The organism is Changchengzhania lutea (assembly GCF_006974145.1).
In the GTDB taxonomy this organism is placed as follows: Bacteria; Bacteroidota; Bacteroidia; order Flavobacteriales; family Flavobacteriaceae; genus Changchengzhania; species Changchengzhania lutea.
In genome coordinates this window covers 3,545,378-3,567,223 of record NZ_CP039456.1, presented here as the reverse complement: position 1 = coordinate 3,567,223, position 21,846 = coordinate 3,545,378, and the positions used below count along the sequence as shown (strand labels likewise).

Genomic DNA, 21,846 nt, shown 5'->3' with positions numbered 1-21,846 from the left:
AAAAAACCCGCTTGATTGTCTCAAACGGGTTTAAATATATTTTGAATTTATTCAATACATTTTCACTTCGCTTGAGGGCAAATATGAAAATGATGATGGATTTGAATAAAGTTCATGTTTTGATTTTGTGTTACAAATATCTGAAATTATATCTAACAATTCCAAAGATTGTTATCTTTTTTCAGATTATTAGTGATTTCATTGTTTTTGGTATTTAAAATCAAAAACAATCGAAAATCTTGAGTGCTTCTTATTGATTTCCTAAAATAATAGGTAAACCACTATCTCCCGAACCAATAACAATTATTTTACTATTAGGTGATTCTGCTAATTTCATAGTCGCATCGATACCTTTATCCTGTAAAATTTTATCGGTTAAAGAGGCACTTAAAATCCGGTTTGACTCTGCTTTTCCTTCAGCCTCAATAATTACTTTTTCTGCTTCTTTTGCTGCCGTTACCAATCTAAACTCATATTCTAAAGATTCTTGCTCTTGCTTTAATTTACGCTCAATAGCGTCCTTAATGGTATTTGGTAAAGTGACATCACGAACAAGTACTTCGTTTAACTGTACAAACTGCTTTTCAAGAATTTTTTTTGTTTCCTCAAAAATCTCATCTTGAATAGCGTCCCGCTTGCTTGAATATAATTGCTCAGGCGTATATCGACCTACTACACTACGAGCGGCGCTACGAATTGCAGGTTGAATAACTCGCTGCAAATAATCTTGACCAAGAGATTGGTGTAAATTTCCCAGATCCTTATAAACAGGTTCGTACCAAGCCGAAGCATCAATTTGAATTTCCAATCCGTTTGAAGATAACACTTTCATTTTTTCAAAAAGTTCTTGCTGACGTACTTCGTAAACAAATACCTTGTTCCAAGGAGCAACAATATGAAAACCTTCTCCCATTGGTGGTTCATCAATAACAACACCTTCCCCAAAGGTTTTAAAAAGTACTCCAGCCTCTCCAGAATCTATGGTTACTGCTGATTTGGTTATTAATATTATTAAAGCAATAATTGCTATAATTATTGGCAATGCAATTTTTGGTAATCTTTCCATTCTTTTTAGTTTAAATTAATCCGTTATATTTCCGTAAAAACCACTCTAAAGTGAGGTTTAGTATGATGAGTATAAGTAGGTATTTCCAATCTATCAAAGGTATGATATTTTTATTGTTTTTTTGGATGGATTGGAAACGATTATCCTTTAATAATTCAGGTATTAAACCCTCAATCTTGTCAATAAAATAGCTTTTACCTTGACTGTTAGTTGCTACTTGGTGCAACTTTGTTACATTGGCATTCAAAAACTTTTGCTCAACATTGTAATCTAAAATTTGAAACCGTCCTGATTTCGACATTTTGTTGTTCTGGGTTCTGACAGTAAAACTATATGATGAGGGAGCCATTCCGTTTAAATTCAGTTGATAGCTATTGTTTTTTAATACAAAAGGGAGGGTTTTTGTTTCTTTTGACGACTCATCTTTTAGAACCATTTCAATAGTTTCCCTACCATCAAAAACATAATTGGCATCAAAGTACTGCGCCTTAATGATGATATTCGTATTGCCATTATAAAAGGATTCGTAGTCTACATTGAGCCGATCGCGTTGTTTATTAGATGCCAAATACTGAATTAGCTTACCGAAAAAATCATCAAACCCGTTAAACGATTTGGAATTGAGATAGCTTTGGGCGCGCCATTTCCATACATTTTCTCCAAACAGCACGGCTTCCCTCCTGCCATTGGTTTCAAATGTGGCCAATAGTGGTTGATCAATTGAAATACCATTTAGTGTTTTGTTCAAAATTACATCAAACGGAATTGAAAAATCAACTCGACCGTAATTAGATACTATTGGCGGAAAAGATTCAAAATTAATATCGTCTATAATAAATGGTGCATAGGAAGGATTTAATGCAGCTTGATAATCTTCATATTGGCTCGTGGTTTCAAACTGATAAATTTTATTTACTGTATTAAGAAAGCTTAAATCGGTTTTAGATCCGGCAATAACAAATCGGTTTTTATTTTCCCTATCTAAACTTTGAATTAATTTTTTAAATGAATTGTTTGGTTGATAAAGTATAAATAATTGAAAATCATTTATTTGAGACAAAGCCTTTTTTGGATTCATGGATTGAATTGAACGCTGTTCGTTTGTTTCAATGCTCTTTTTTAAAACACCTAAATCTGGATGCAATAAATCACTAATAACCGCAATTTTGGTTTGTTCATTTATGATTTCAATAGCAAAATTTTGCGAGTTGTTTATTTTATTCTTTTCATTTTGAATAGGAACAATCGTGGCTTTATAGCTTGAAACTCCTACCCTATTTGCTGGTAATGTAAAATTGATAGTTTTGGAATTGTTGCTCTTTGAAAAAGTGACGGTCTCGCTATAAATTTTAATACCATTTTGTTTTACTTCAAATTGTGAATTCAAAGACTTGCTACCATTATAAACCACTATGGCTTCAACGGGAAAGCGGTTTTTTAAATAGCCATACTTATTAACATTAAGCTGTTCGATTTTTAAGTCGGTGTAATTTACGGTATCACCCAGAATAACGGGAAAGATTGCTTGATTATGAACTAGAGATGTATATTCATAATCATCACCATAAGTTTGATTGCCATCTGAAATTAACAGAATTGGTGCTATCGTTTTTTTGTAAATTTGGGACAGCTCAGTAAAGACCTCTGAGATATTGGTTTGTTCTTCTATGAATGTCGTAGAATCTGATGCTTTTAAAGCTTCCCCAAAGGTGTAAAATTCAATATTAAATTTGCTTTGTAAATCTTTATTTTCTTTTATTTCATTTAGAAAAGCAGAAACTTGATGACTTCTTCCAAGGTGTTCTACAGAGGCAGAATTATCTATTGCTACAGCCAGATTAGGTTTCTCTATGGAAAGTGTGTTTTGTTCAAACTTAGGGTTAATAATGAGTAAAAGCATCGAAAAATAGGTCACAAATCTTAAAACCGTAAAAGCAATTTGTAAATTTGATTTATTTTTTGATTTGTACCAATACTGAAAAAGCGCTAAAAATAGCGCTATTATTCCTGCAATTATAATATAGAATAGTGTTTCAGTTTGCATGTATTCTTGACGCTTTTAGATAACTAAAATGGTCAATCTATAAATTATTATGTTAGCATGCCACCATCAACATGAAGTGTTTGCCCTGTAACATAGGCACTCATATCGCTGGCTAAAAACACACACACATTGGCAATATCTTCTGGAGTTCCGCCGCGTTTTAAGGGTATAGCTGCTCTCCAACCTTTTACTACCTCTTCATCTAATTTTGCAGTCATCTCGGTTTCAATAAAACCAGGAGCAACAACGTTACTTCTTATGTTTCTTGAACCCAATTCTAACGCTACAGATTTTGAAAACCCAATAATACCCGCCTTTGAAGCCGCGTAATTGGTTTGACCTGCATTGCCTTTAACACCAACAACCGAACTCATATTGATAATGGACCCTTTTCGCTGCTTAAGCATCGTGCGTTGCACAGCTTTAGTCATATTAAAGACTGATTTTAAATTCACTTCTATTACCGTATCAAAATCTTCCTCACCCATACGCATTAATAAATTGTCTTTGGTAATTCCTGCATTATTAACCAATATGTCAATGTTGCCAAATTCCTTTAAAACATCTTCGGCTAATTGCTGGGCTTCATCAAAGCTTGCCGCGTTACTTTTATAACCTTTCGACTTGATGCCCAAGTCATTTAATTCTTTTTCTAATGCATTAGCTGCTTCAACAGATGAGCTATACGTGAACGCGACGTTTGCGCCTTGAGCTGCAAATACTTGAGCAATGCCTTTACCAATTCCTCGACTGGCTCCCGTGATAATAGCTGTTTTTCCTTCTAATAGTTTCATGTGTTTATATCTATTGTTTTTTATTGGTCACATGCGACATCCATTTAATCATTGCCCTTATGTATCGAACTTTTAGTTATGGATGTTTCATGTAGTTATGTAAAATTTAGTTGGTGTTATACCAATTACAACATAAAATACGCTTAAAAATTCGTTTCTATTGCACCCATATATCACTATAAAATAAAACCGTAGCTCTAAGGCTATGCTTTGATTTTCTATCTCATCTGGGCACACTATAACTCAAATTGTTTCAAGCCCATTTTAAATTATAATTGGTATTATTCTTTCCAAAAGGCTTATTTGAAAAAAAGTTGAATTCAAATATAGCAAATACTGATGGCAACAAATAAAAAAACCTCACAAATTCTTGTGAGGTCTTTTATAAATATATTTAGATTTTTAAGCCAAAACTTCAGCTACTTTCTTTCCTATTTCGGCAGGTGATTCTACCACATGAATACCACAAGCTCTCATAATTTTCTTTTTTGCCTGTGCTGTGTCGTCACTACCGCCTACAATGGCACCAGCATGTCCCATAGTACGTCCGGCAGGCGCAGTTTCACCAGCTATAAAACCAATAATAGGCTTTTTACTACCGCTTGCTTTATACCAATTGGCAGCATCTGCTTCTAATTGACCGCCTATTTCACCAATCATAACGACAGCTTCAGTTTCTGGATCATTAATTAATAGCTCAACCGCTTCCTTTGTTGTGGTTCCAATAATAGGGTCTCCTCCAATACCAATAGCCGTTGTTATACCTAAGCCTTGTTTAACCACTTGGTCGGCAGCTTCGTAAGTCAATGTCCCCGATTTAGAAACAATACCTACTTTTCCAGTTTTAAAAACAAAACCGGGCATGATACCAACTTTCGCTTCTCCGGGTGTTATAACACCTGGGCAATTAGGACCTATTAATCTGCAATCTTTATTTTTTATATAGTTAGAAGCCTGAATCATATCCGCAACTGGGATTCCTTCAGTAATAGCAATAATTACTTTTATACCAGCATCAGCAGCTTCCATAATCGCATCGGCCGCAAATGCCGGCGGAACGAAAATAATTGTAGTATCTGCACCAGCTTCATCTACAGCATCTTTAACTGTATTAAAAACGGGCTTATCAAGGTGTGTTTGGCCACCCTTTCCTGGTGTTACTCCACCAACAACATTGGTTCCATATTCAATCATTTGACTAGCATGGAACGTCCCTTCACTTCCTGTAAAACCTTGGACTATAATTTTTGAATCTTTGTTTACTAAAACACTCATATGGGTTATATTTTATTTAAATAAAGCTTTGCAAAAGTAGCATTTTGCACACACTTTTCAAGCTTAGTTATTTTATTTTTTTAAATATTTCTGGAAGTTTTTTGAGATATGCCATTTCCTTGAACCGCTCTCTCGCTTCGACCGCCGGAGAACCAAAGTAGCTTTTATTTTCATCGGTGGAATGTCCTAAACCAGATTGTGCATAAAGCACAGTCCCTTTGGCAATGGTAATCCCACTTTTTACACCCACTTGTCCCCAAATAGTCACGTCGTCTTCCACCACTACGCAGCCAGCAATACCCGTTTGGGAAGCAATTAAACAGTTTTTTCCAATTAAAGTGTCATGGCCGATTTGGATTTGATTATCCAATTTAGACCCTTCACCAATAGTTGTGTCTCCTGTAACGCCTCTATCTATAGTACATGCTGCACCGATATCTACGTGGTTTTCAATAACCACTCGTCCGCCCGATTTTAATCGATCGTAGCCTTCCATTCTTTTTTTGTAGTAAAACGCGTTAGCACCTAAAACAGTTCCCGCATGAATGGTGACATGATTGCCAATGATGGTATCATCATAAATGCTCACATTAGAATGTATCACACAATGATCGCCAATAGTAACATTATGGCCTATAAAACAATTGGGCTGAATAATTGTGTTTTTACCAATAACGGCTGAATCTGAAATTTGAGTATTCGCAGCGTGGAACGGTTTAAAATGACTGGTCAACTTGTTGAAATCCCTAAACGGATCATCGCTTATGAGTAAGGCTTTACCTTCTGGACAGTCTACCTTTTTATTAATAAGGATTATTGTTGCTGCAGAACTTAAGGCTTTGTCGTAATATTTGGGATGATCTACAAAAACGATATCTCCAGGTTCCACGACATGAATTTCATTCATACCCAGAACTGGAAAATGGTCATCCCCAATAAAAGCACAATCAATTAGTTGGGAGATTTTTTTTAAAGTATGTGGCTTAGGAAACTTCATGATTCAGTTTTCAGTATACAGTTTTCAGTGTTCAGGGTTCCGTAATTACTGCTTACTGAATACTGGCAACTGTGGACTAGTTTATTATTCCTTAACACGTTCTTTGTAAGTCCCTTTATCGGTTTCAACTTTAATTTTATCGCCCTCATTAATAAATAATGGCACATTAACTTCGGCTCCTGTTTCAACAGTAGCAGGCTTTGTGGCGTTGGTAGCTGTGTTTCCTTTAACACCAGGTTCTGTAGCTGTAACTTCTAACACAACACTCGCAGGCATTTCTACAGATAGTGGCATGTTGTCTTCTGTGTTAATAATCACTGTGACAACTTCGCCTTCCTTCATTAGTCCGGGACTATCAAGCGCAGCCTCCAATAATCTTATCTGGGTGTAATCTTCGGTGTTCATAAAATGATAAAATTCTCCATCATGATATAAAAACTGAAACTTATGTGTTTCCACACGAACATCTTCTAATTTATGTCCCGCCGAAAAGGTATTATCCAACACTTTTCCGCTGGTAACGCTTTTCATTTTTGTTCTTACGAACGCAGGCCCTTTTCCAGGTTTAACGTGTAAAAATTCTATTATTTTATAAATATCATTGTTGTAACGAATGCATAATCCGTTTCTAATATCACTTGTAGTTGCCATATAATTAATTTGATTTAAAATATCCTTTCATGATGCCTCGATGCGAATTCTTAATAAATTGAAGAATTTCATCGCGCTCTGGAGTTGCTTCCATTTCAGCTTCAATAATTTCTGAGGCTTGGGTATTATTATAATTTTGCTGATAGAGAATTCTAAATATATTTTGAATTTCCCTAATTTTTTCTGTTGTATAGCCTCTTCGTCTTAATCCTACGGAGTTAATACCAACATAAGATAATGGCTCACGTGCAGCTTTAACGTAAGGCGGAACATCTTTTCTTACCAAAGATCCACCGGTAACAAAGGCATGATTACCTATCGAAACAAATTGATGAACGGCGGTCATACCGGCTAAAACGACGTAATCTCCAATGGTTATATGCCCAGCGAGTGTGCTATTATTTGAAAAAATACAATTATTACCTACAATACAATCATGAGCGATGTGACAATAAGCCATAATGAGGCAATTATTACCAATAACGGTTTTCATTCTATCTGCCGTACCCCTATTTATAGTAACACATTCTCGAATGGTAACATTATCACCTATCTCGACTGTCGTGTCCTCATCGTTATACTTCAAATCTTGTGGCACTGCTGAAATGACCGAACCAGGGAAAATACTACAATTCTTTCCAATTCGTGCACCCTCCATAATGGTGACGTTGCTTCCTATCCAAGTACCTTCACCTATTTTTACATTATTATGAATAGTGGTAAAAGGTTCAATAACAACATTTTTAGCAATTTTAGCGCCGGGGTGAACGTATGCGAGTGGTTGGTTCATAATTATTTTACTTTAGAAATTTGAGCCATTAGTTCTGCTTCAGCACAAAGTTTACCATTCGCATAGGCATAGCCTTGCATGTGACAAATACCGCGACGAATGGGTGTTATTAACGAACATTTAAAAATTAAGGTATCTCCAGGTACAACTTTCCTTTTGAACTTCACATTGTCCATTTTCATAAAAAAGGTTAAGTAGTTTTCAGGGTCTGGCACCGTATTTAATACTAAAATACCTCCTGTTTGAGCCATGGCTTCAACAATTAGAACACCTGGCATAACTGGTGCTCCTGGGAAATGACCTTTAAAAAAAGATTCGTTCATGGTCACATTTTTCATCCCTACGACATGACTGTCTGTAAGTTCGAAAACTTTATCAATTAGAAGAAACGGTTGTCTATGCGGTAACATAGCCATGATTTGATTGACATCCATCAAAGGTTCTTGATTTAAATCAATACATGGGACATTATTCCGTCTTTCATTCTTAATTAATTTTGACAGTTTCTTTGCAAATTCAGTATTCACAAAATGTCCGGGTTTATTGGCGATAACCTTTCCACGTATGCGAGTGCCCACCAAAGCTAAATCTCCTAAAACATCTAATAATTTATGTCTTGCGGCCTCATTAGGGTAATGTAAAGTTAGGTTATCTAATATGCCATTTGGTTTGACAGCTATAGAGTCTTTTTTAAAAGCGACTCTCAATTTCTCCATGGTTTCTTTTGACAACGCTTTGTCCACATACACAATAGCATTATTTAAATCACCTCCTTTAATTAAACCGTGCTCTAAAAGCATTTCAATTTCATGTAGAAAGCTGAATGTTCTAGCATCAGATATATCTTTTTTAAAATCTGAAATATGATCTAAAGTGGCATTTTGGGTTCCTAAAACTTTCGTTCCAAAATCTACCATAGTTGTAATTTGATATTCCGTTGAAGGCATCACCAAAATCTCACTTCCAGATTTCTCATCTTTATATGAAACAATTTCATTCACAACATACTCTTCCCTATAAGCATCAAGATCTACTGATCCTGCTTTTTCTAAAGATGCTACAAAAAACTTTGCTGAACCATCCATGATTGGTGGCTCGGACTCATTTAATTCTATAATAGCATTATCAATATCTAAACCCACTAATGCCGCAAGTACGTGCTCTGAGGTTTGAATGACTACACCATTTTTCTCCAAGCATGTTCCTCTTTGCGTATTAGTAACGTAGTTGGCATCGGCCTCAATAACGGGTTCGCCTTCTAAATCAATTCTTTTAAAGACCAATCCGAAATTTGCTGGCGCTGGTTTGAATGTTAGGGTAACATTTTTACCAGTATGCAAACCAACACCAGTTAATGACACCGGTTTTTCAATGGTTTTTTGCTTTATTTCTGTATTAACTATTCCCATTTTATTTTTTTTCTAAATCATTAATTTTTTTAACAATCTTAGGCAGGTTTTTAAAATGAACATAAGATTTATTGTAATCGCTAAGCGCTATTGCGGGAGAGCCTTGTAATATTTCATCATCTTTAATATTACGCGCTATACCAGACTGCGCTTGAATCTTCACGTTATTTCCAATAACTATATGACCAGCAATACCGACCTGTCCTCCTATTTGGCAGTTTTCTCCTATTTTAGTAGAACCGGCAATTCCAGTTTGTGCAGCAATTACCGTATTTTTTCCAATTTCAACGTTGTGAGCTATTTGTATTTGATTATCCAGTTTAACACCTTGTCTTATAATCGTTGATCCTAAGGTTGCTCGATCTATAGTTGTAGCAGCACCAATATCTACATAATCTTCAATAATGACATTTCCAGTTTGTGGGATCTTATTATAACCACCATTTTCGTTAGGTGCAAAACCAAAACCATCGGCTCCTACAATAGCTCCTGAATTTATAATACAATGGTTTCCTATAATGGTTTCAGAATAAATTTTAGCGCCTGAAAAAACAATGGTATCATCCCCTATGGTTACGTTATCTCCAATATAAGCACTCGGGAAGACTTTAACATTTCTGCCTAACATTACATTATCACCTATATATGAAAAAGCACCGACGTAGACACCCTCACCATATTTAGCAGAATCTGAAATATAAGACGGTTGTTCTACACCTGCTTTATTCAATTTTACTGCATTATAAAACTCTAATATTTTGGAAAATGCTAAATAAGCATCATCAACTTTTATAAGCGTGGTGTTAATATCATCTTCAGGCTGAAAGCTCCGATTGACAATAGTTATTGAAGCTTTAGTAGAATAAATGTAAGACGTATATTTTGGATTTGCCAAAAACGTTAAAGACCCATCAAAACCTTCTTCAATTTTGGAAAGTTTAGACACTTCTGCATCCGGATTTCCAACTACATCTCCTTCAAGAATCCCTGCAATTTGTTGTGCTGTAAATTTCACTAGTTAGGTTTGTTGTTTCTTGATTAATCTTCGCAAAAATAGGAAAAATGTACTAAAGTTTTTCATGTGCTCCTGCTTTATCCATTTAATAGCTGATTGTAATATTAAAACGTTACAGGTTTTTATGTAATGTGAATGTAACTATAAGATTTCCTTAGGATAACAGATATAATATTTAGTAACAGGTTTGGATAGGGCTTTTAAATTAAGTTGATCTGATGCTTTTACGATATCTTCTATCTTTCCCGATTTGTGCAAAATATTAATACTATTGTGCTTTAACTGATAGGCTTGATTGGATATGCTACCACTAAATACAAAATATCTTGCTTCGTAATCACTAATATGATATGTTTTAATGAGTGCGTGAATATGTTTTTCAAGACTTTGACTTTTTATGTTTTTATTTTTGAGCTTAATTTTCAATAGATTCCTATTGATAATCATTTCAGATAAATTACCCAATACAAAATCGTCATGGTATTGCCAATCTTTCATTGCTGAAATAATATCATAATCATCCAAATTTGCAAACACACCTAAAGTTTCAGAATTAAAATCTTTCAATGAGACTTCATTATTTAAAAAATGTTGGAGTGCAGCGCTGGCCTTTAACTTATCACCTTTTACATGCAGTTCCTTAGCGCGCTTTAATACTCTAATCAGTAATTGCTCCGCAACCAAACCCGTTTTATGCAAATAGACCTGCCAATACATAAGCCGTCTTGCTATGATGAATTTTTCGACGCTATAAATGCCTTTCTCCTCTACTACAAGTTTATCATTAACCACATGAAGCATCGTTATTAAACGCTCGCTATTAATATTGCCTTCTGCAACACCGGTATAAAAACTATCTCGTTTTAAATAATCTGCCCTATCCATATCCAGTTGACCAGATATTAGCTGACACATGAATTCCCTGGGGTATTCGCCTTTGAATATTTGGATGGCAAGCGTTAAACTTCCGTTAAATTCTTCATTAAGATGCTCCATGAAAAGCAACGAAATGGCTTCGTGAGATACGTTATTTACAATACTATGTTCCATGGCATGAGAGAAGGGACCATGACCAATATCGTGCAGCAATATCGCTATATATAAAGCTCCCTCTTCTTCATTACTAATACTAACCCCTTTAAAACGAAGCACTTTAACCGCTTGTTGCATTAAATGTACGCAACCTATAGCATGATGAAAACGCGTATGATGCGCACCAGGGTAAACTAAATAAGACATCCCCATTTGAGTGATTCTACGTAACCTTTGAAAATACTTGTGCTGTATTAAGTCGAAAATTAGCGTATTTGGAATAGTAATAAAACCGTAAATTGGGTCGTTTAATATCTTAAGTTTGTTCAAACTTTAATAATTAATGATTTATAGACACAAATATAATTATATGCGGTCTATAAAGTCCATTCAAAATACAAATTACGCTAACTGCTATTAATTAATTCTATATGAATACAATACAAATACTTTGGGTAGATGATGAAATTGATTTACTAAAACCTCATATTTTATTTCTTGAACAACGAAACTATGTGGTAACGACTTGTCAAAGCGGCACGGAAGCTCTTGATATTTTAGATGATACTAATTTTGATATCGTCTTCTTAGATGAAAATATGCCAGGACTCACTGGTTTGGAAACCCTGAATGAAATTAAGGAAAAAAAAGATAATCTTCCTGTAGTTATGATAACCAAAAGTGAGGAAGAGTATATTATGGAAGAAGCTATTGGCAACAAAATAGCAGACTACCTTATAAAACCGGTAAATCCAAATCAAATCCTTTTAAGTTTAAAAAAGAACTTAGATCATTCTAGATTGGTTTCGGAAAAAACAACGTCTAACTATCAGCAGGAATTTAGAAAAATAGCCATGGATCTGTCTATGGTAAATTCCTATGAAGAGTGGGTTTCTTTATACCAAAAACTTATTTACTGGGAATTACAATTGGAAGATATCGAAGATGCAGGTATGTTCGAAATATTGGAATCCCAAAAAAATGAAGCGAATACGCAATTTGGGAAATATATTGATAAAAATTATTCAAACTGGTTTAAACCACATACCGAAGCGCCTATTCTGTCACATACGCTATTTAAAGAAAAAATTGCTCCAGAATTAAGTAAGGAACAGCCAACATTATTGCTAGTCATTGATAATTTAAGATACGACCAATGGAAGGTTTTTGAACCCATTATCAACAACTATTATAAAAAGGAAAAAGAAGAAGCCTTTTTCAGCATTTTACCAACAGCTACGCAATATGCACGAAATGCCATTTTCTCTGGACTCATGCCAAGTGACATGGAAAAATTATTTCCAGAATACTGGCGAAATGATACCGATGAAGGTGGTAAAAATTTATACGAAGCTGAATTTTTACAAACGCAAATGAAGCGCTTAGGGTTAAACCATTTGTCTCACGAGTATTACAAGATTACCAACCTTAAATCTGGAAAGAAATTAGTTGAAAATTTCAACACACTTAAAAACAATGATCTCACTGTCGTGGTCTATAATTTTGTTGATATGCTGTCCCACTCTAAAACAGAAATGGAAGTGGTTAAGGAATTAGCATCTAACGACAAAGCCTACCGGTCTTTAACAGTAAGTTGGTTTAAAAATTCCCCGCTTTTGGAAATGATACATCTTGCACAAAATTTAGGCTTCAAGTTAATACTCACCACCGATCACGGTACTATTAATGTTAAGAACCCATCAAAAGTTATTGGAGATAGAGAGACGAGCTTAAACCTTCGGTATAAAACGGGAAGAAGTTTAACCTACGATACTAAAGATGTTTTGGTGGCTAAAGATCCGCAAGAAATTCACCTGCCTTCAATTAATATGAGCAGTTCTTATATATTTGCTAAAAATGACTTGTTCTTCGCTTATCCCAACAACTACAATCATTACGTTAGTTATTACAGAAATACCTATCAACATGGTGGCGTTTCGCTAGAAGAAATGATAATTCCTTTTGCGGTTTTCAGTCCAAAATAATAGATGTAATACAAAAAACATCGACGAAATACCTTTTTTATTAGTTTTTCCCAAAATATATTCTTAATATTGCATAAAAGAATTGAAAGTTGAACGTACGTTATAGTTTGAATGAGGTTGATGATGTGGCCAGACAGCTAATTAGTCATCTCACTAGCAAGACCTTACTGCTTTATGGTTCTATGGGCGTGGGAAAAACGACATTGGTTCGTGCTTTGGTAAAGCAGCTCGGAAGTGATGATGCTGTGAGCAGTCCAACATTTTCGATAGTTAATGAATATGAATTAGATCATGAATCGATTTACCATTTCGATTTATACAGAGTTAAAGATTTAGAAGAAGCCTATAATTTTGGAATTGAAGATTATTTATATTCTAAAAATTGGAAAATTATAGAATGGCCAGAAAAAATTGAACCGATATTAGATGGCAATTATGATGCTATTTGGTTAGAAATGGATTCAGAAAATAAAAGAATAATCACTTTAAAACAATTAATTTAAGAATTAATAAAGACAATAAATGACATAAAAAACTTCGAATTTTGAAGGTTTACGGGAAACCCACAGCGGAAAAGTTGAAAAACACTGTTTTTAACATAATTTTAACATTTAAGTAAAATCTTCAATATACTCTTTAGTTACATTTGGGTAATTAATTAATTAAATCCCTAATATTATGAAAACTAAAAAGTACTTAATTGCAATAGCAATTTTCGGAGGTATGTTGTTTACAGCGTATGCTGCTAACACAATGGACCAAGATGAGCAAACAACTGCAAAAATCGAAAAATCAAGGATTAAAGTCGCGCCTTGCGGATAAGAGAGGCTTAATTATTGGTAGTATTGTTGCTACCTTAATAGCTACAACACCTTATTTATTTTATTTATACGAAAGTGTTCCAGATGTAAAAATTTGGGACACTTTTTTTGGTAGATATGAGAGTAAATTCTATGAAAGCATATTTGTATTAGCTTGGACATTAGCAGGGAAGATTATTCCACTTTTTTTATTGTTTATTTGGTTTTTCACCTGCCGGCATTGGTGGTATCATACATTATTAGTACCTATATCCATGTATTCTTACCAAATACTAAACACAATTAGAACGGATAAGGCTATTGTAGATTCAAATCAATTAATTTACTTAATTCCTCTTATGGCTATTATTGTGCCATCAATTTATTTAATTAGAGCCCAAATTTTCAACAAAATTAATGATGCCAATAAATCTTTAGAAGATCTGGAAGATGAATTTAAAATCTCACCTAAAAACTTTTGGGACAAAATTAAAGAGTACTTCTAATAACCAATAATTATTTCTAATTACTACCTAAACGATCACGTTCATCATTATCAATGGCTTTGCTATTGTTTTGCAATCTGAAATTTCCAAATTTATAGTTAAACCCAAAAGTGACCAACCTGTTTTCCATTCTGGATTTCAAAAATGAATCTTGATTAAGATATTTAGTGATTTGGGTGAAGTTTTGTGAATTAAACATATCATTGACACCCAGACTTAAAGATGCTCTATTGTTCCAAAATGTTTTCCTTAAATTGATATTTAATCCAGACCTATCACTTATTATACGTGGTCCATCGACTATGGGTGAGATATAATTGAAAGAAACATCTATGTTAAGGCTTTTATCCTTTAATAGAGTAAAATAATTAATGAGTTGTAAGTACACAGACCATTCATCTGTAGTATAGAGTTCATTATTACTTTCAAGCGCAAAAAACCTGTTTTCATAATAGAACACAGAGGATAATGCATACAAGTTCCACCGCGGGATTATTTTCGTATACGTAATAAAATCCAACCCATAGGATATGTTTCTATCTATATTGGTATCAATATTTTTTAATATTCTTGAATCATTGTCTTGGAACGAAATTTCCATTGCAGGATCATTTTCATAACGATAATATAATTCAAATGTATAGGTGTCATTGAGTGTATATCCTAAAGTGACGATATCATCTATTTGAGGCTTTAAATTGGGATCACCCGTGCTATAGGCATTATCATTTATAAAATACTTAAACGGGTTTAGTTGACTGTATCTTGGTCGCTGGATCCTTTTATTATAACTTAAATACAACACATTTTTATCGTTCAAATTATGTAAGACATACATAGAAGGAAAAAATTTGAGATAATCATTATCGTTAACTTGAGTTGTCGATAAAGAATTACTTTGTATATCGGTGTACTCTGCTCTTAACCCCGCTTTTAGGCTCCACGACTCCCAATCTTTTGTATAACTGGAATAAGCAGCATAATTGAGTTCTTTATATAGAAATATATCAGAGTTTAGATCGTCTAAAACAAATGCACCGTTCTCTAAATTATTTTGGGTTAGGATGCTTTTTGATTCAATCTCAGTGATTTTTAATCCACTTTCAAAATGCTCAGAATCATTAATGGGCAATTCATAATCCATTTGAGCTGTAAATAACTGTATATCTTGACTAGATAAGGTTTGAAATGTATTGTTTCTTATAAAATTGTTATTCGCTAAAAAATAATCTGTGTTTACAATCTGGTCATTTTTAAAATCATAATTTGTGTGATGCGCGCTGATTGAAAGCTTCTCTCCTGCACGTTTGAATTTATGAATATAATCTACCGTAAATGCTAAATTGGTGCGCTCCTCATCAATATTATTTTTTGTGTTAAAGATGGAGTCTAAAGCAGTATCTGCACCATAAACTTCAGTAAAAGCATTTACTTTGGTGCCCGTGTTCGCTCTTGGTGCAATTAATGCATTGGCAGAAATACCAATAGAATTATTAGCATTGATTTGATAGTCTAAATTGGTGTTTATGTTATGGTTTGATGACTCCCTTGTTCGTTTAAAATCAGTTTCCCAACTCGATACGACTTGGTCATTTTCAATAAAATTGACAAATTCATCATTATGTCGATAATCTTTTCTGGGACTAAGACTGTAGTTAAAATAGGTGTTTAATTTTTTTGTTTTAAAAAAATGGGATGTCCCGACTGCATATTTTGGATACTCAAATCCTTGTTTATAGTTACCGAAAACACGACCATTATAACCTGCGGCAATATTTTTACTGGTTATTATATTGAGGACTGCCCCACCCTCAGCCTCATACTTTGCAGGCGGATTGGTTATCACTTCAATCGATTTAACATTTGAAGCAGATGCGCCTTCTAAAAGTTGTTGTATTTCATCCGCAGAAAGATGCACCTTTCTGTCATTGATATAAATTGTAGGTGTAGAATTTCTCACCGTAATAGCATCTTGATTCACCAAGACCCCAGGTGTATGCTTTAAAACATCAAGTACGTTATTATCAGATAGTGTTGAGTTTTCCACATTAAAAACCAATCGATCTACAAATCGTTTTACGGTAGGCCGCGTTGCAATTATAGTAACGCCATCAAGAGTCTGTATTTTGTCTTTCAAAACAATCGCATCTATAGATTTGTTTTTATTTAAAAATATCGAAATTTGATACGCTTCAAATGTTAAAAAGCTTATTTTTAAGTTGTAATTACCTGTATTTATATTTTCCAATTTGAATTCACCAGATACATTTGTGATGGTTCCTGAAATAAAACCGGCATCCTCCGCATCATGTAAAGTGACATTGGCATAAGCAATAGGTTGGTTGTTCGTATCCTTTACAAGGCCTGTTAGTTCTATATTTTGAGATAAACCTAGAAAGGAAAATGAGAGCAGAAAAAAGAATAGTAATTTTGAATTCATAAATATATATCTATTGCAAACTTAAAATAATTAATCCAAACGAATTTACGGGTAAACCATAATAAATAAAAAGTTTTTTCTTACGTATTCAATGAACCTCTCAAACGTTCTTAACTACGGTGAAGTTTATGTAATCATAATACAACCAATACAAAATTTATTTGTAATTTGATTTTTTATAAAATGAATTCAGTATGTCTAAATCACTTTCGCCTTTTTCTAAACAGCAACTATTACCACAGGAAGAAACCTTAGAAGTTTATAAACGAAAAGGAGAACTTTTTATTGGAATTCCGAAAGAAACGGCTTTTCAGGAAAAACGTGTCTGTTTAACACCAGACGCAGTATCTGCTCTAGTTAGCAATGGCCATCGCGTACTTTTAGAATCTGGCGCTGGAGATGGAGCCAGATATAGCGATAGGGATTATAGCGAGGCTGGAGCCGAAATATCGAAAGACACCTCGAAGGTATTTTCATGTCCAATGATTTTAAAGGTTGAACCCCCAAGCTTAGAGCAAATCAAGCTTATAAACCCGCAGACCATATTAATATCTGCGCTTCAACTAAAAACCCAGTCTAAGGCATACTTTGAAGCTTTAGCATCAAAGCGTATTACCGCTTTAGCATTTGAGTTTATCCGTGATGCAGATGGCACCTATCCTGCTGTAAGGTCTTTAAGTGAAATTGCGGGAACAGCATCTGTGCTTATTGCATCAGAGTTGCTATCGGATAATCGTGATGGTAACGGACTCATGTTTGGAAATATAAGTGGCGTACCACCTCTAGAAGTGGTTATTCTGGGTGCTGGAACTGTGGGAGAATTTGCTGCAAGAAGTTCTATTGGCCTAGGTGCCAATGTGAAGGTTTTTGATAGTTCTATTACTAAGTTAAGAAGTATTCAAACAAATTTAGGTAGACCTTTATTTACATCCACCATTCAACCAAAAAATTTAATGAAAGCCTTAAAGCGCTGTGACGTGGTTATTGGAGCCGTTAGAGGCACGAATAGATCACCAATTCTCGTGACAGAAAATATGGTGGAACATATGAAGAAGGGAGCCATTATTATCGATGTTAGTATTGATATGGGTGGTTGCTTTGAGACTAGTGAGGTGACAACACATAAGAACCCTACATTTATAAAGCATGATGTAGTGCATTACTGTGTTCCAAATATTCCAGCCCGATATTCCAGAACCGCTTCCGTTTCTATTAGCAATATTTTCACCCCTTACCTATTAAAGATTGCTGAAGATGGTGGCCTTGAAAATTCATTGAGATTTGATCGTGGTTTAAAAAATGGATTGTACTTTTACCACGGCATTCTAACGAGTAAATCTGTTGGTGAATGGTTCGATTTAAATTACAGTGATATTAATTTACTTGTATTTTAAAAAGAATAGATTCCCCGAATTCGCTCCTCTAAATAATAACATGAAACATCCATAACTAAAACTTGATATCCAAGTGAAATGATTAAATGGATGTCGCATGTGACCAATAAAAAACGGTAAGAATAAACACATGAAATTAATTCAGCGTATTGGCTACTATCTTGGCGGCTTCTCAATCGGACTTGTGATTTTAGCATTTTTTCTAAATGGAAAAAGAACATCTTGTAGCTATGGACCAGAATCTCGAGTGTTAAAAAACATCAATTCTAAACCACATGTTTTTAGTTCAGATATCAGGAATCAAATAAACAATAGTATCATTGATTCGGCGTCCATCATATATATATTAAAAAAAGGAGATGTTGACTTTTCTAAAAGTAATACTAGGCAAGTTCCTTGTGGTGTGTACGCTATAGAAGGAGAAATTGATGATAGGGAGATCATGTTAACTGTTGAAAATTGTGATAGTCTTGTGACTATAGCTTCCTTCCAATTTCAGTAATACACATGGCGAAACGCATTTTTGACATCTTTTTTTCATTTTTATTCTTAATCATTCTTGCCCCGCTTTTAATAGTTATAGCGATAATCATTATAATAGATTCTAAGGAATCTGTATTATTTATTCAGAATAGAGTTGGAAAAAACAATAAGGATTTCAAAATTTTTAAGTTTAGGACCATGCGCGCCAAGTCTGAAGCTGAAGGTTTGTTAACTATAGGCAATAGTGATTCTAGGATTACGAAAGTAGGCTACTTTTTAAGGCGTTATAAGATTGATGAGTTTCCACAACTAATTAATATTTTAATTGGCGATATGAGTTTTGTAGGCCCAAGACCCGAACTGCGCTATTAAACTCGTTTAAACTTTTTGGATTGAGGCGAAAATTAGTCATTTTGTGACCAGTTGAAGGTTCTTTTTGAGTTGCATAGCATCGCTATGGAATGAAAGAAAAACAAAACATGGGTGAAAGAGGAAAATTTTTTAGCGAATTAAAAAAGTTTAAACGAGTTCATTATATGAATTTCTACAAGAAAGAAGATTATATAATTTTTTCAGTGAGACCCGGTATTACAGGTTTAGCATCATTAAAATATAGAAATGAAGTAGAACTTTTAAAAGCAGCCGAAAATCCAGAAGAATTCTATATAAACACGGTCATTCCTGACAAGCTAACTTATAATAAAATTTATATTGAAAAACGAAATCTTTTATTTGATATGAAACTTATCTTTCTCAGCGTGATTAGAGTTATTTCAAAATAGGATAACAATCTTCTGATTTACTGTTATAAAACTTAAAGGCGCTTTCTACGTTTCTTTTCTTTACTCAAAAGATTTAATTCTCTACCCGTTTGTCCGGCGACCGATGTGTTTTCTTCGGCTCTTCTAATAAGATACGGCATCACATCTTTTACAGGACCAAAAGGAATATATTTAGCTACATTATAACCTCTATGTGATAAATTAAAACTAATATGGTCGCTCATGCCATATAATTGCCCAAACCAAATACGATCATCTTTAGGATTCAAGCCTTTTTCTTTCATCATTTCCATTAATAAATAAGAGCTCTCTTCATTATGTGTTCCAGCGAATAATGCCATATCATCTAAATGGTCAAGCATATATTCTACTGCCTTATTATAGTTAACATCAGTGGCTTCCTTATTTTCACATATAGGCGAAATATAACCGCGCTCCTCTGCCCTATCATTTTCTTTTTCCAAGTAAGCACCACGAACCAATTTGAAACCTATATGGTAATTATGTTCTAAACCATGTTGATGTTGCTGTTTTAAATACGCTAATCTGTCGTGTCTATACATCTGTAGCGTATTGAATACTATAGGTTTCTCTGTATTGTATTTTTGCATCATGGCCGAAACTAACTCGTCAGCGGCATCTTGCATCCAGCTTTCTTCAGAATCAATTAAAATAGCGACATCACATGCTTTGGCTCTTTTGCATACGACATCAAATCGATTTTTAATCATATTCCATTCGTTCTTGTCTGTTTCCGATAATTGTAAACCTTGACTCACTTTTTCATAAATATGAAAAGCACCAAATCCAGTGGGCTTAAAAACGGCAATAGGCATGGCTTCTTTTTCTTTAGAAAAATTAATCAGTTCAATCACTTTATGCATGGCATTGTCAAACTCTGTATTATTCTCTTTCCCTTCCACCGAATAATCTAATACAGAACTCACGCCCTTCTCATACATTTTATCTATAACCGGTAAACAATCCTCTTCATTAACACCACCACAAAAATGGTCAAAAACAGTGGACCGAATTAAGCCCTCGATAGGCAAATGGGCTTTTATTGCAAAATTAGTGGCAGCTGTCCCAATACGAACCAAAGGTTCAATTGAAATCATCTTAAAAAGAAAATACGCACGTTCTAGTTCGGAATCACTTTTAAGCGCGAATGCAATTTCAGTATTATCAAAGATTCTTTCCATTTAGTATATGATAAAATTTAAACAAATATAATTATACCTATCCTATCATTTTATATAAAATCTACTTAATTTTACAATGCAAAATACCAATTATCTATACATGAATTCTATCACTTACGAAAGCTGTACTATCCATTTTAATGAGGTATGCTACCCTGCTTTAAATGAACATATTAAAGAATTTAACTTTTCTAAAATATTCATTTTAGTTGATGAGAATACTCATGTGCATTGCTTACCAAATCTTTTAGAAAAACTAGAGACAGCATGTGTTGTTGAGATAATAGAAATTGAATCTGGGGAAATTAATAAAAATATTGACACCTGTGTTGGGGTTTGGAATGCACTATCGGAATTAGATGCAGATAGAAAGAGTTTGTTAATTAATGTTGGCGGTGGCGTTGTGACCGATTTAGGCGGATTCGTGGCCTGTACCTTCAAACGTGGTATTGATTATATAAATTTACCAACGACGCTACTTTCCATGGTTGATGCTTCTGTTGGTGGTAAAACTGGAGTTGATTTGGGACATTTAAAAAACCAGATTGGCGTTATTAGTTTACCAAACCTCGTTTTAATTGATACATCTTATTTAGAAACCTTAGCCCAAAATCAAATGCGTTCTGGCTTAGCCGAAATGCTCAAACATGGTTTGATAAAAGATGCCAATTATTGGAATAAACTTAAAAATTTATCTCAATTGGCTTTCGATGATTTAGATGAATTAATCTATGAATCTGTACTTATAAAGAAAGATGTCGTCGAAAAAGACCCTTTTGAAAACAATTTGAGAAAAACCTTGAATTTCGGACATACATTGGGTCATGCCATTGAATCGTACTTTCTGAGCAAAGCGGATAAACAAACGCTGCTTCATGGAGAGGCTATCGTAATTGGTATGATTTTAGCTTGTTATATTTCAACAAAATTATCGGAACTTAATCTGAATCAAGCGGATATGATCAAGGAATCACTAATTAATTATTATGGAAAGGTAGAGATTCTAGAAGACGACCATAAGCCCATACTCGATTTACTTAAGTATGATAAAAAGAACCATCACGGAAATATTAACTTTGTTTTATTAGAGTCTATTGGAAACCCTATAATTGATTGCTTAGTTGATGATGCCATTATTTTAGAGGCTTTTGAATACTATCGTGAATAACTACACTTATTAA

General features: G+C 34.1%; 20 protein-coding genes. 8 read left to right on the top strand and 12 right to left on the bottom strand.

Annotated elements, in window-relative coordinates; genetic code table 11:
• Positions 1-250: 250 nt before the first annotated feature.
• From FAF07_RS16025 to FAF07_RS15980, 10 genes are all read right to left on the bottom strand, one after another.
• On the bottom strand, positions 251-1,066 hold the full coding sequence (locus FAF07_RS16025) for a prohibitin family protein (RefSeq protein ID WP_142786062.1): 816 nt from the start codon (positions 1,064-1,066) through the stop codon (positions 251-253).
• A gap of 10 nt (positions 1,067-1,076) precedes the next feature.
• Positions 1,077-3,110, bottom strand: a complete 2,034-nt coding sequence (locus FAF07_RS16020) for a VWA domain-containing protein (protein WP_142786061.1) — start codon at positions 3,108-3,110, stop codon at positions 1,077-1,079.
• Positions 3,111-3,157: 47 nt separating this feature from the next.
• The gene (gene fabG / locus FAF07_RS16015) at positions 3,158-3,904 is read right to left on the bottom strand and encodes a 3-oxoacyl-[acyl-carrier-protein] reductase (RefSeq protein WP_142786060.1); all 747 of its coding nucleotides are present in this window, start codon (positions 3,902-3,904) and stop codon (positions 3,158-3,160) included.
• Between the two features lie 402 nt (positions 3,905-4,306).
• On the bottom strand, positions 4,307-5,179 hold the full coding sequence (sucD, locus tag FAF07_RS16010; RefSeq protein WP_142786059.1) for a succinate--CoA ligase subunit alpha: 873 nt from the start codon (positions 5,177-5,179) through the stop codon (positions 4,307-4,309).
• Between the two features lie 67 nt (positions 5,180-5,246).
• Positions 5,247-6,176, bottom strand: coding sequence for a UDP-3-O-(3-hydroxymyristoyl)glucosamine N-acyltransferase (locus FAF07_RS16005; RefSeq protein WP_142786058.1), 930 nt, complete (start codon positions 6,174-6,176; stop codon positions 5,247-5,249).
• Positions 6,177-6,260: 84 nt separating this feature from the next.
• Positions 6,261-6,827, bottom strand: coding sequence for an elongation factor P (efp, locus tag FAF07_RS16000; RefSeq protein WP_142786057.1), 567 nt, complete (start codon positions 6,825-6,827; stop codon positions 6,261-6,263).
• Positions 6,828-6,831: 4 nt separating this feature from the next.
• Positions 6,832-7,617, bottom strand: a complete 786-nt coding sequence (gene lpxA / locus FAF07_RS15995) for an acyl-ACP--UDP-N-acetylglucosamine O-acyltransferase (RefSeq protein ID WP_142786056.1) — start codon at positions 7,615-7,617, stop codon at positions 6,832-6,834.
• A 2-nt stretch (positions 7,618-7,619) separates the two neighbouring features.
• Complete coding sequence (locus tag FAF07_RS15990) at positions 7,620-9,026, bottom strand: bifunctional UDP-3-O-[3-hydroxymyristoyl] N-acetylglucosamine deacetylase/3-hydroxyacyl-ACP dehydratase (RefSeq protein WP_142786055.1); 1,407 nt, start codon at positions 9,024-9,026, stop codon at positions 7,620-7,622.
• 1 nt (position 9,027) lies between these two features.
• Positions 9,028-10,041 carry a UDP-3-O-(3-hydroxymyristoyl)glucosamine N-acyltransferase gene (lpxD, locus tag FAF07_RS15985; protein WP_142786054.1) on the bottom strand — a complete coding sequence of 338 codons (1,014 nt, stop codon included), beginning with the start codon at positions 10,039-10,041 and terminating at the stop codon, positions 9,028-9,030.
• Between the two features lie 141 nt (positions 10,042-10,182).
• Positions 10,183-11,403 (bottom strand): HD domain-containing protein, encoded by a 1,221-nt coding sequence (locus FAF07_RS15980; RefSeq protein WP_142786053.1) that lies wholly within the window; start codon positions 11,401-11,403, stop codon positions 10,183-10,185.
• A 101-nt stretch (positions 11,404-11,504) separates the two neighbouring features.
• On the opposite strand from FAF07_RS15980, the gene porX reads away from it, so the two are divergent.
• The 3 genes from porX to FAF07_RS15965 all read left to right on the top strand — a co-directional run bounded on the left by porX (position 11,505) and on the right by FAF07_RS15965 (position 14,364).
• Entirely contained in the window at positions 11,505-13,058 is a 1,554-nt protein-coding gene (gene porX / locus FAF07_RS15975) for a T9SS response regulator signal transducer PorX (protein ID WP_142786052.1), read from the top strand.
• Between the two features lie 89 nt (positions 13,059-13,147).
• Positions 13,148-13,561 carry a tRNA (adenosine(37)-N6)-threonylcarbamoyltransferase complex ATPase subunit type 1 TsaE gene (gene tsaE / locus FAF07_RS15970; protein WP_142786051.1) on the top strand — a complete coding sequence of 138 codons (414 nt, stop codon included), beginning with the start codon at positions 13,148-13,150 and terminating at the stop codon, positions 13,559-13,561.
• 260 nt (positions 13,562-13,821) lie between these two features.
• Positions 13,822-14,364, top strand: coding sequence for a hypothetical protein (locus FAF07_RS15965; protein ID WP_142786050.1), 543 nt, complete (start codon positions 13,822-13,824; stop codon positions 14,362-14,364).
• A gap of 16 nt (positions 14,365-14,380) precedes the next feature.
• Here FAF07_RS15965 and FAF07_RS15960 read toward each other — a convergent pair whose 3' ends face one another.
• Complete coding sequence (locus FAF07_RS15960; protein ID WP_142786049.1) at positions 14,381-16,804, bottom strand: outer membrane beta-barrel protein; 2,424 nt, start codon at positions 16,802-16,804, stop codon at positions 14,381-14,383.
• Between the two features lie 194 nt (positions 16,805-16,998).
• On the opposite strand from FAF07_RS15960, the gene FAF07_RS15955 reads away from it, so the two are divergent.
• The 4 genes from FAF07_RS15955 to FAF07_RS15940 all read left to right on the top strand — a co-directional run bounded on the left by FAF07_RS15955 (position 16,999) and on the right by FAF07_RS15940 (position 19,463).
• A complete protein-coding gene (locus FAF07_RS15955; protein ID WP_142786048.1) occupies positions 16,999-18,198 on the top strand; it encodes an alanine dehydrogenase in 1,200 nt (399 codons plus the stop codon).
• A 130-nt stretch (positions 18,199-18,328) separates the two neighbouring features.
• Positions 18,329-18,700 (top strand): hypothetical protein, encoded by a 372-nt coding sequence (locus FAF07_RS15950; RefSeq protein ID WP_142786047.1) that lies wholly within the window; start codon positions 18,329-18,331, stop codon positions 18,698-18,700.
• A gap of 5 nt (positions 18,701-18,705) precedes the next feature.
• Entirely contained in the window at positions 18,706-19,053 is a 348-nt protein-coding gene (locus FAF07_RS15945; RefSeq protein WP_142786046.1) for a sugar transferase, read from the top strand.
• Positions 19,054-19,142: 89 nt separating this feature from the next.
• Entirely contained in the window at positions 19,143-19,463 is a 321-nt protein-coding gene (locus FAF07_RS15940) for a sugar transferase (protein WP_142786045.1), read from the top strand.
• Positions 19,464-19,495: 32 nt separating this feature from the next.
• Here FAF07_RS15940 and FAF07_RS15935 read toward each other — a convergent pair whose 3' ends face one another.
• Positions 19,496-20,665, bottom strand: a complete 1,170-nt coding sequence (locus FAF07_RS15935) for a proline dehydrogenase family protein (protein ID WP_142786044.1) — start codon at positions 20,663-20,665, stop codon at positions 19,496-19,498.
• Between the two features lie 100 nt (positions 20,666-20,765).
• Here FAF07_RS15935 and aroB point away from each other — a divergent pair, with 100 nt between their 5' ends.
• A complete protein-coding gene (gene aroB / locus FAF07_RS15930) occupies positions 20,766-21,833 on the top strand; it encodes a 3-dehydroquinate synthase (RefSeq protein ID WP_142786043.1) in 1,068 nt (355 codons plus the stop codon).
• Positions 21,834-21,846 lie beyond the last annotated feature (13 nt).

Excerpts from the sequence above, each read along its gene's own strand:
- efp (WP_142786057.1), bottom strand. The coding sequence starts at position 6,827 with ATGGCAACTACAAGTGATATTAGAAACGGATTATGCATTCGTTACAAC.
- FAF07_RS15940 (WP_142786045.1), top strand. The coding sequence starts at position 19,143 with ATGAAAGAAAAACAAAACATGGGTGAAAGAGGAAAATTTTTTAGCGAA.
- lpxA (WP_142786056.1), bottom strand. The coding sequence starts at position 7,617 with ATGAACCAACCACTCGCATACGTTCACCCCGGCGCTAAAATTGCTAAA.
- fabG (WP_142786060.1), bottom strand. The coding sequence starts at position 3,904 with ATGAAACTATTAGAAGGAAAAACAGCTATTATCACGGGAGCCAGTCGA.
- FAF07_RS16020 (WP_142786061.1), bottom strand. The coding sequence starts at position 3,110 with ATGCAAACTGAAACACTATTCTATATTATAATTGCAGGAATAATAGCG.
- FAF07_RS15955 (WP_142786048.1), top strand. The coding sequence starts at position 16,999 with ATGTCTAAATCACTTTCGCCTTTTTCTAAACAGCAACTATTACCACAG.
- FAF07_RS15950 (WP_142786047.1), top strand. The coding sequence starts at position 18,329 with ATGAAATTAATTCAGCGTATTGGCTACTATCTTGGCGGCTTCTCAATC.
- FAF07_RS15945 (WP_142786046.1), top strand. The coding sequence starts at position 18,706 with ATGGCGAAACGCATTTTTGACATCTTTTTTTCATTTTTATTCTTAATC.
- FAF07_RS16025 (WP_142786062.1), bottom strand. The coding sequence starts at position 1,066 with ATGGAAAGATTACCAAAAATTGCATTGCCAATAATTATAGCAATTATT.
- porX (WP_142786052.1), top strand. The coding sequence starts at position 11,505 with ATGAATACAATACAAATACTTTGGGTAGATGATGAAATTGATTTACTA.
- FAF07_RS15960 (WP_142786049.1), bottom strand. The coding sequence starts at position 16,804 with ATGAATTCAAAATTACTATTCTTTTTTCTGCTCTCATTTTCCTTTCTA.
- FAF07_RS15990 (WP_142786055.1), bottom strand. The coding sequence starts at position 9,026 with ATGGGAATAGTTAATACAGAAATAAAGCAAAAAACCATTGAAAAACCG.
- FAF07_RS15965 (WP_142786050.1), top strand. The coding sequence starts at position 13,822 with ATGAGCAAACAACTGCAAAAATCGAAAAATCAAGGATTAAAGTCGCGC.
- sucD (WP_142786059.1), bottom strand. The coding sequence starts at position 5,179 with ATGAGTGTTTTAGTAAACAAAGATTCAAAAATTATAGTCCAAGGTTTT.
- FAF07_RS16005 (WP_142786058.1), bottom strand. The coding sequence starts at position 6,176 with ATGAAGTTTCCTAAGCCACATACTTTAAAAAAAATCTCCCAACTAATT.
- aroB (WP_142786043.1), top strand. The coding sequence starts at position 20,766 with ATGAATTCTATCACTTACGAAAGCTGTACTATCCATTTTAATGAGGTA.
- FAF07_RS15935 (WP_142786044.1), bottom strand. The coding sequence starts at position 20,665 with ATGGAAAGAATCTTTGATAATACTGAAATTGCATTCGCGCTTAAAAGT.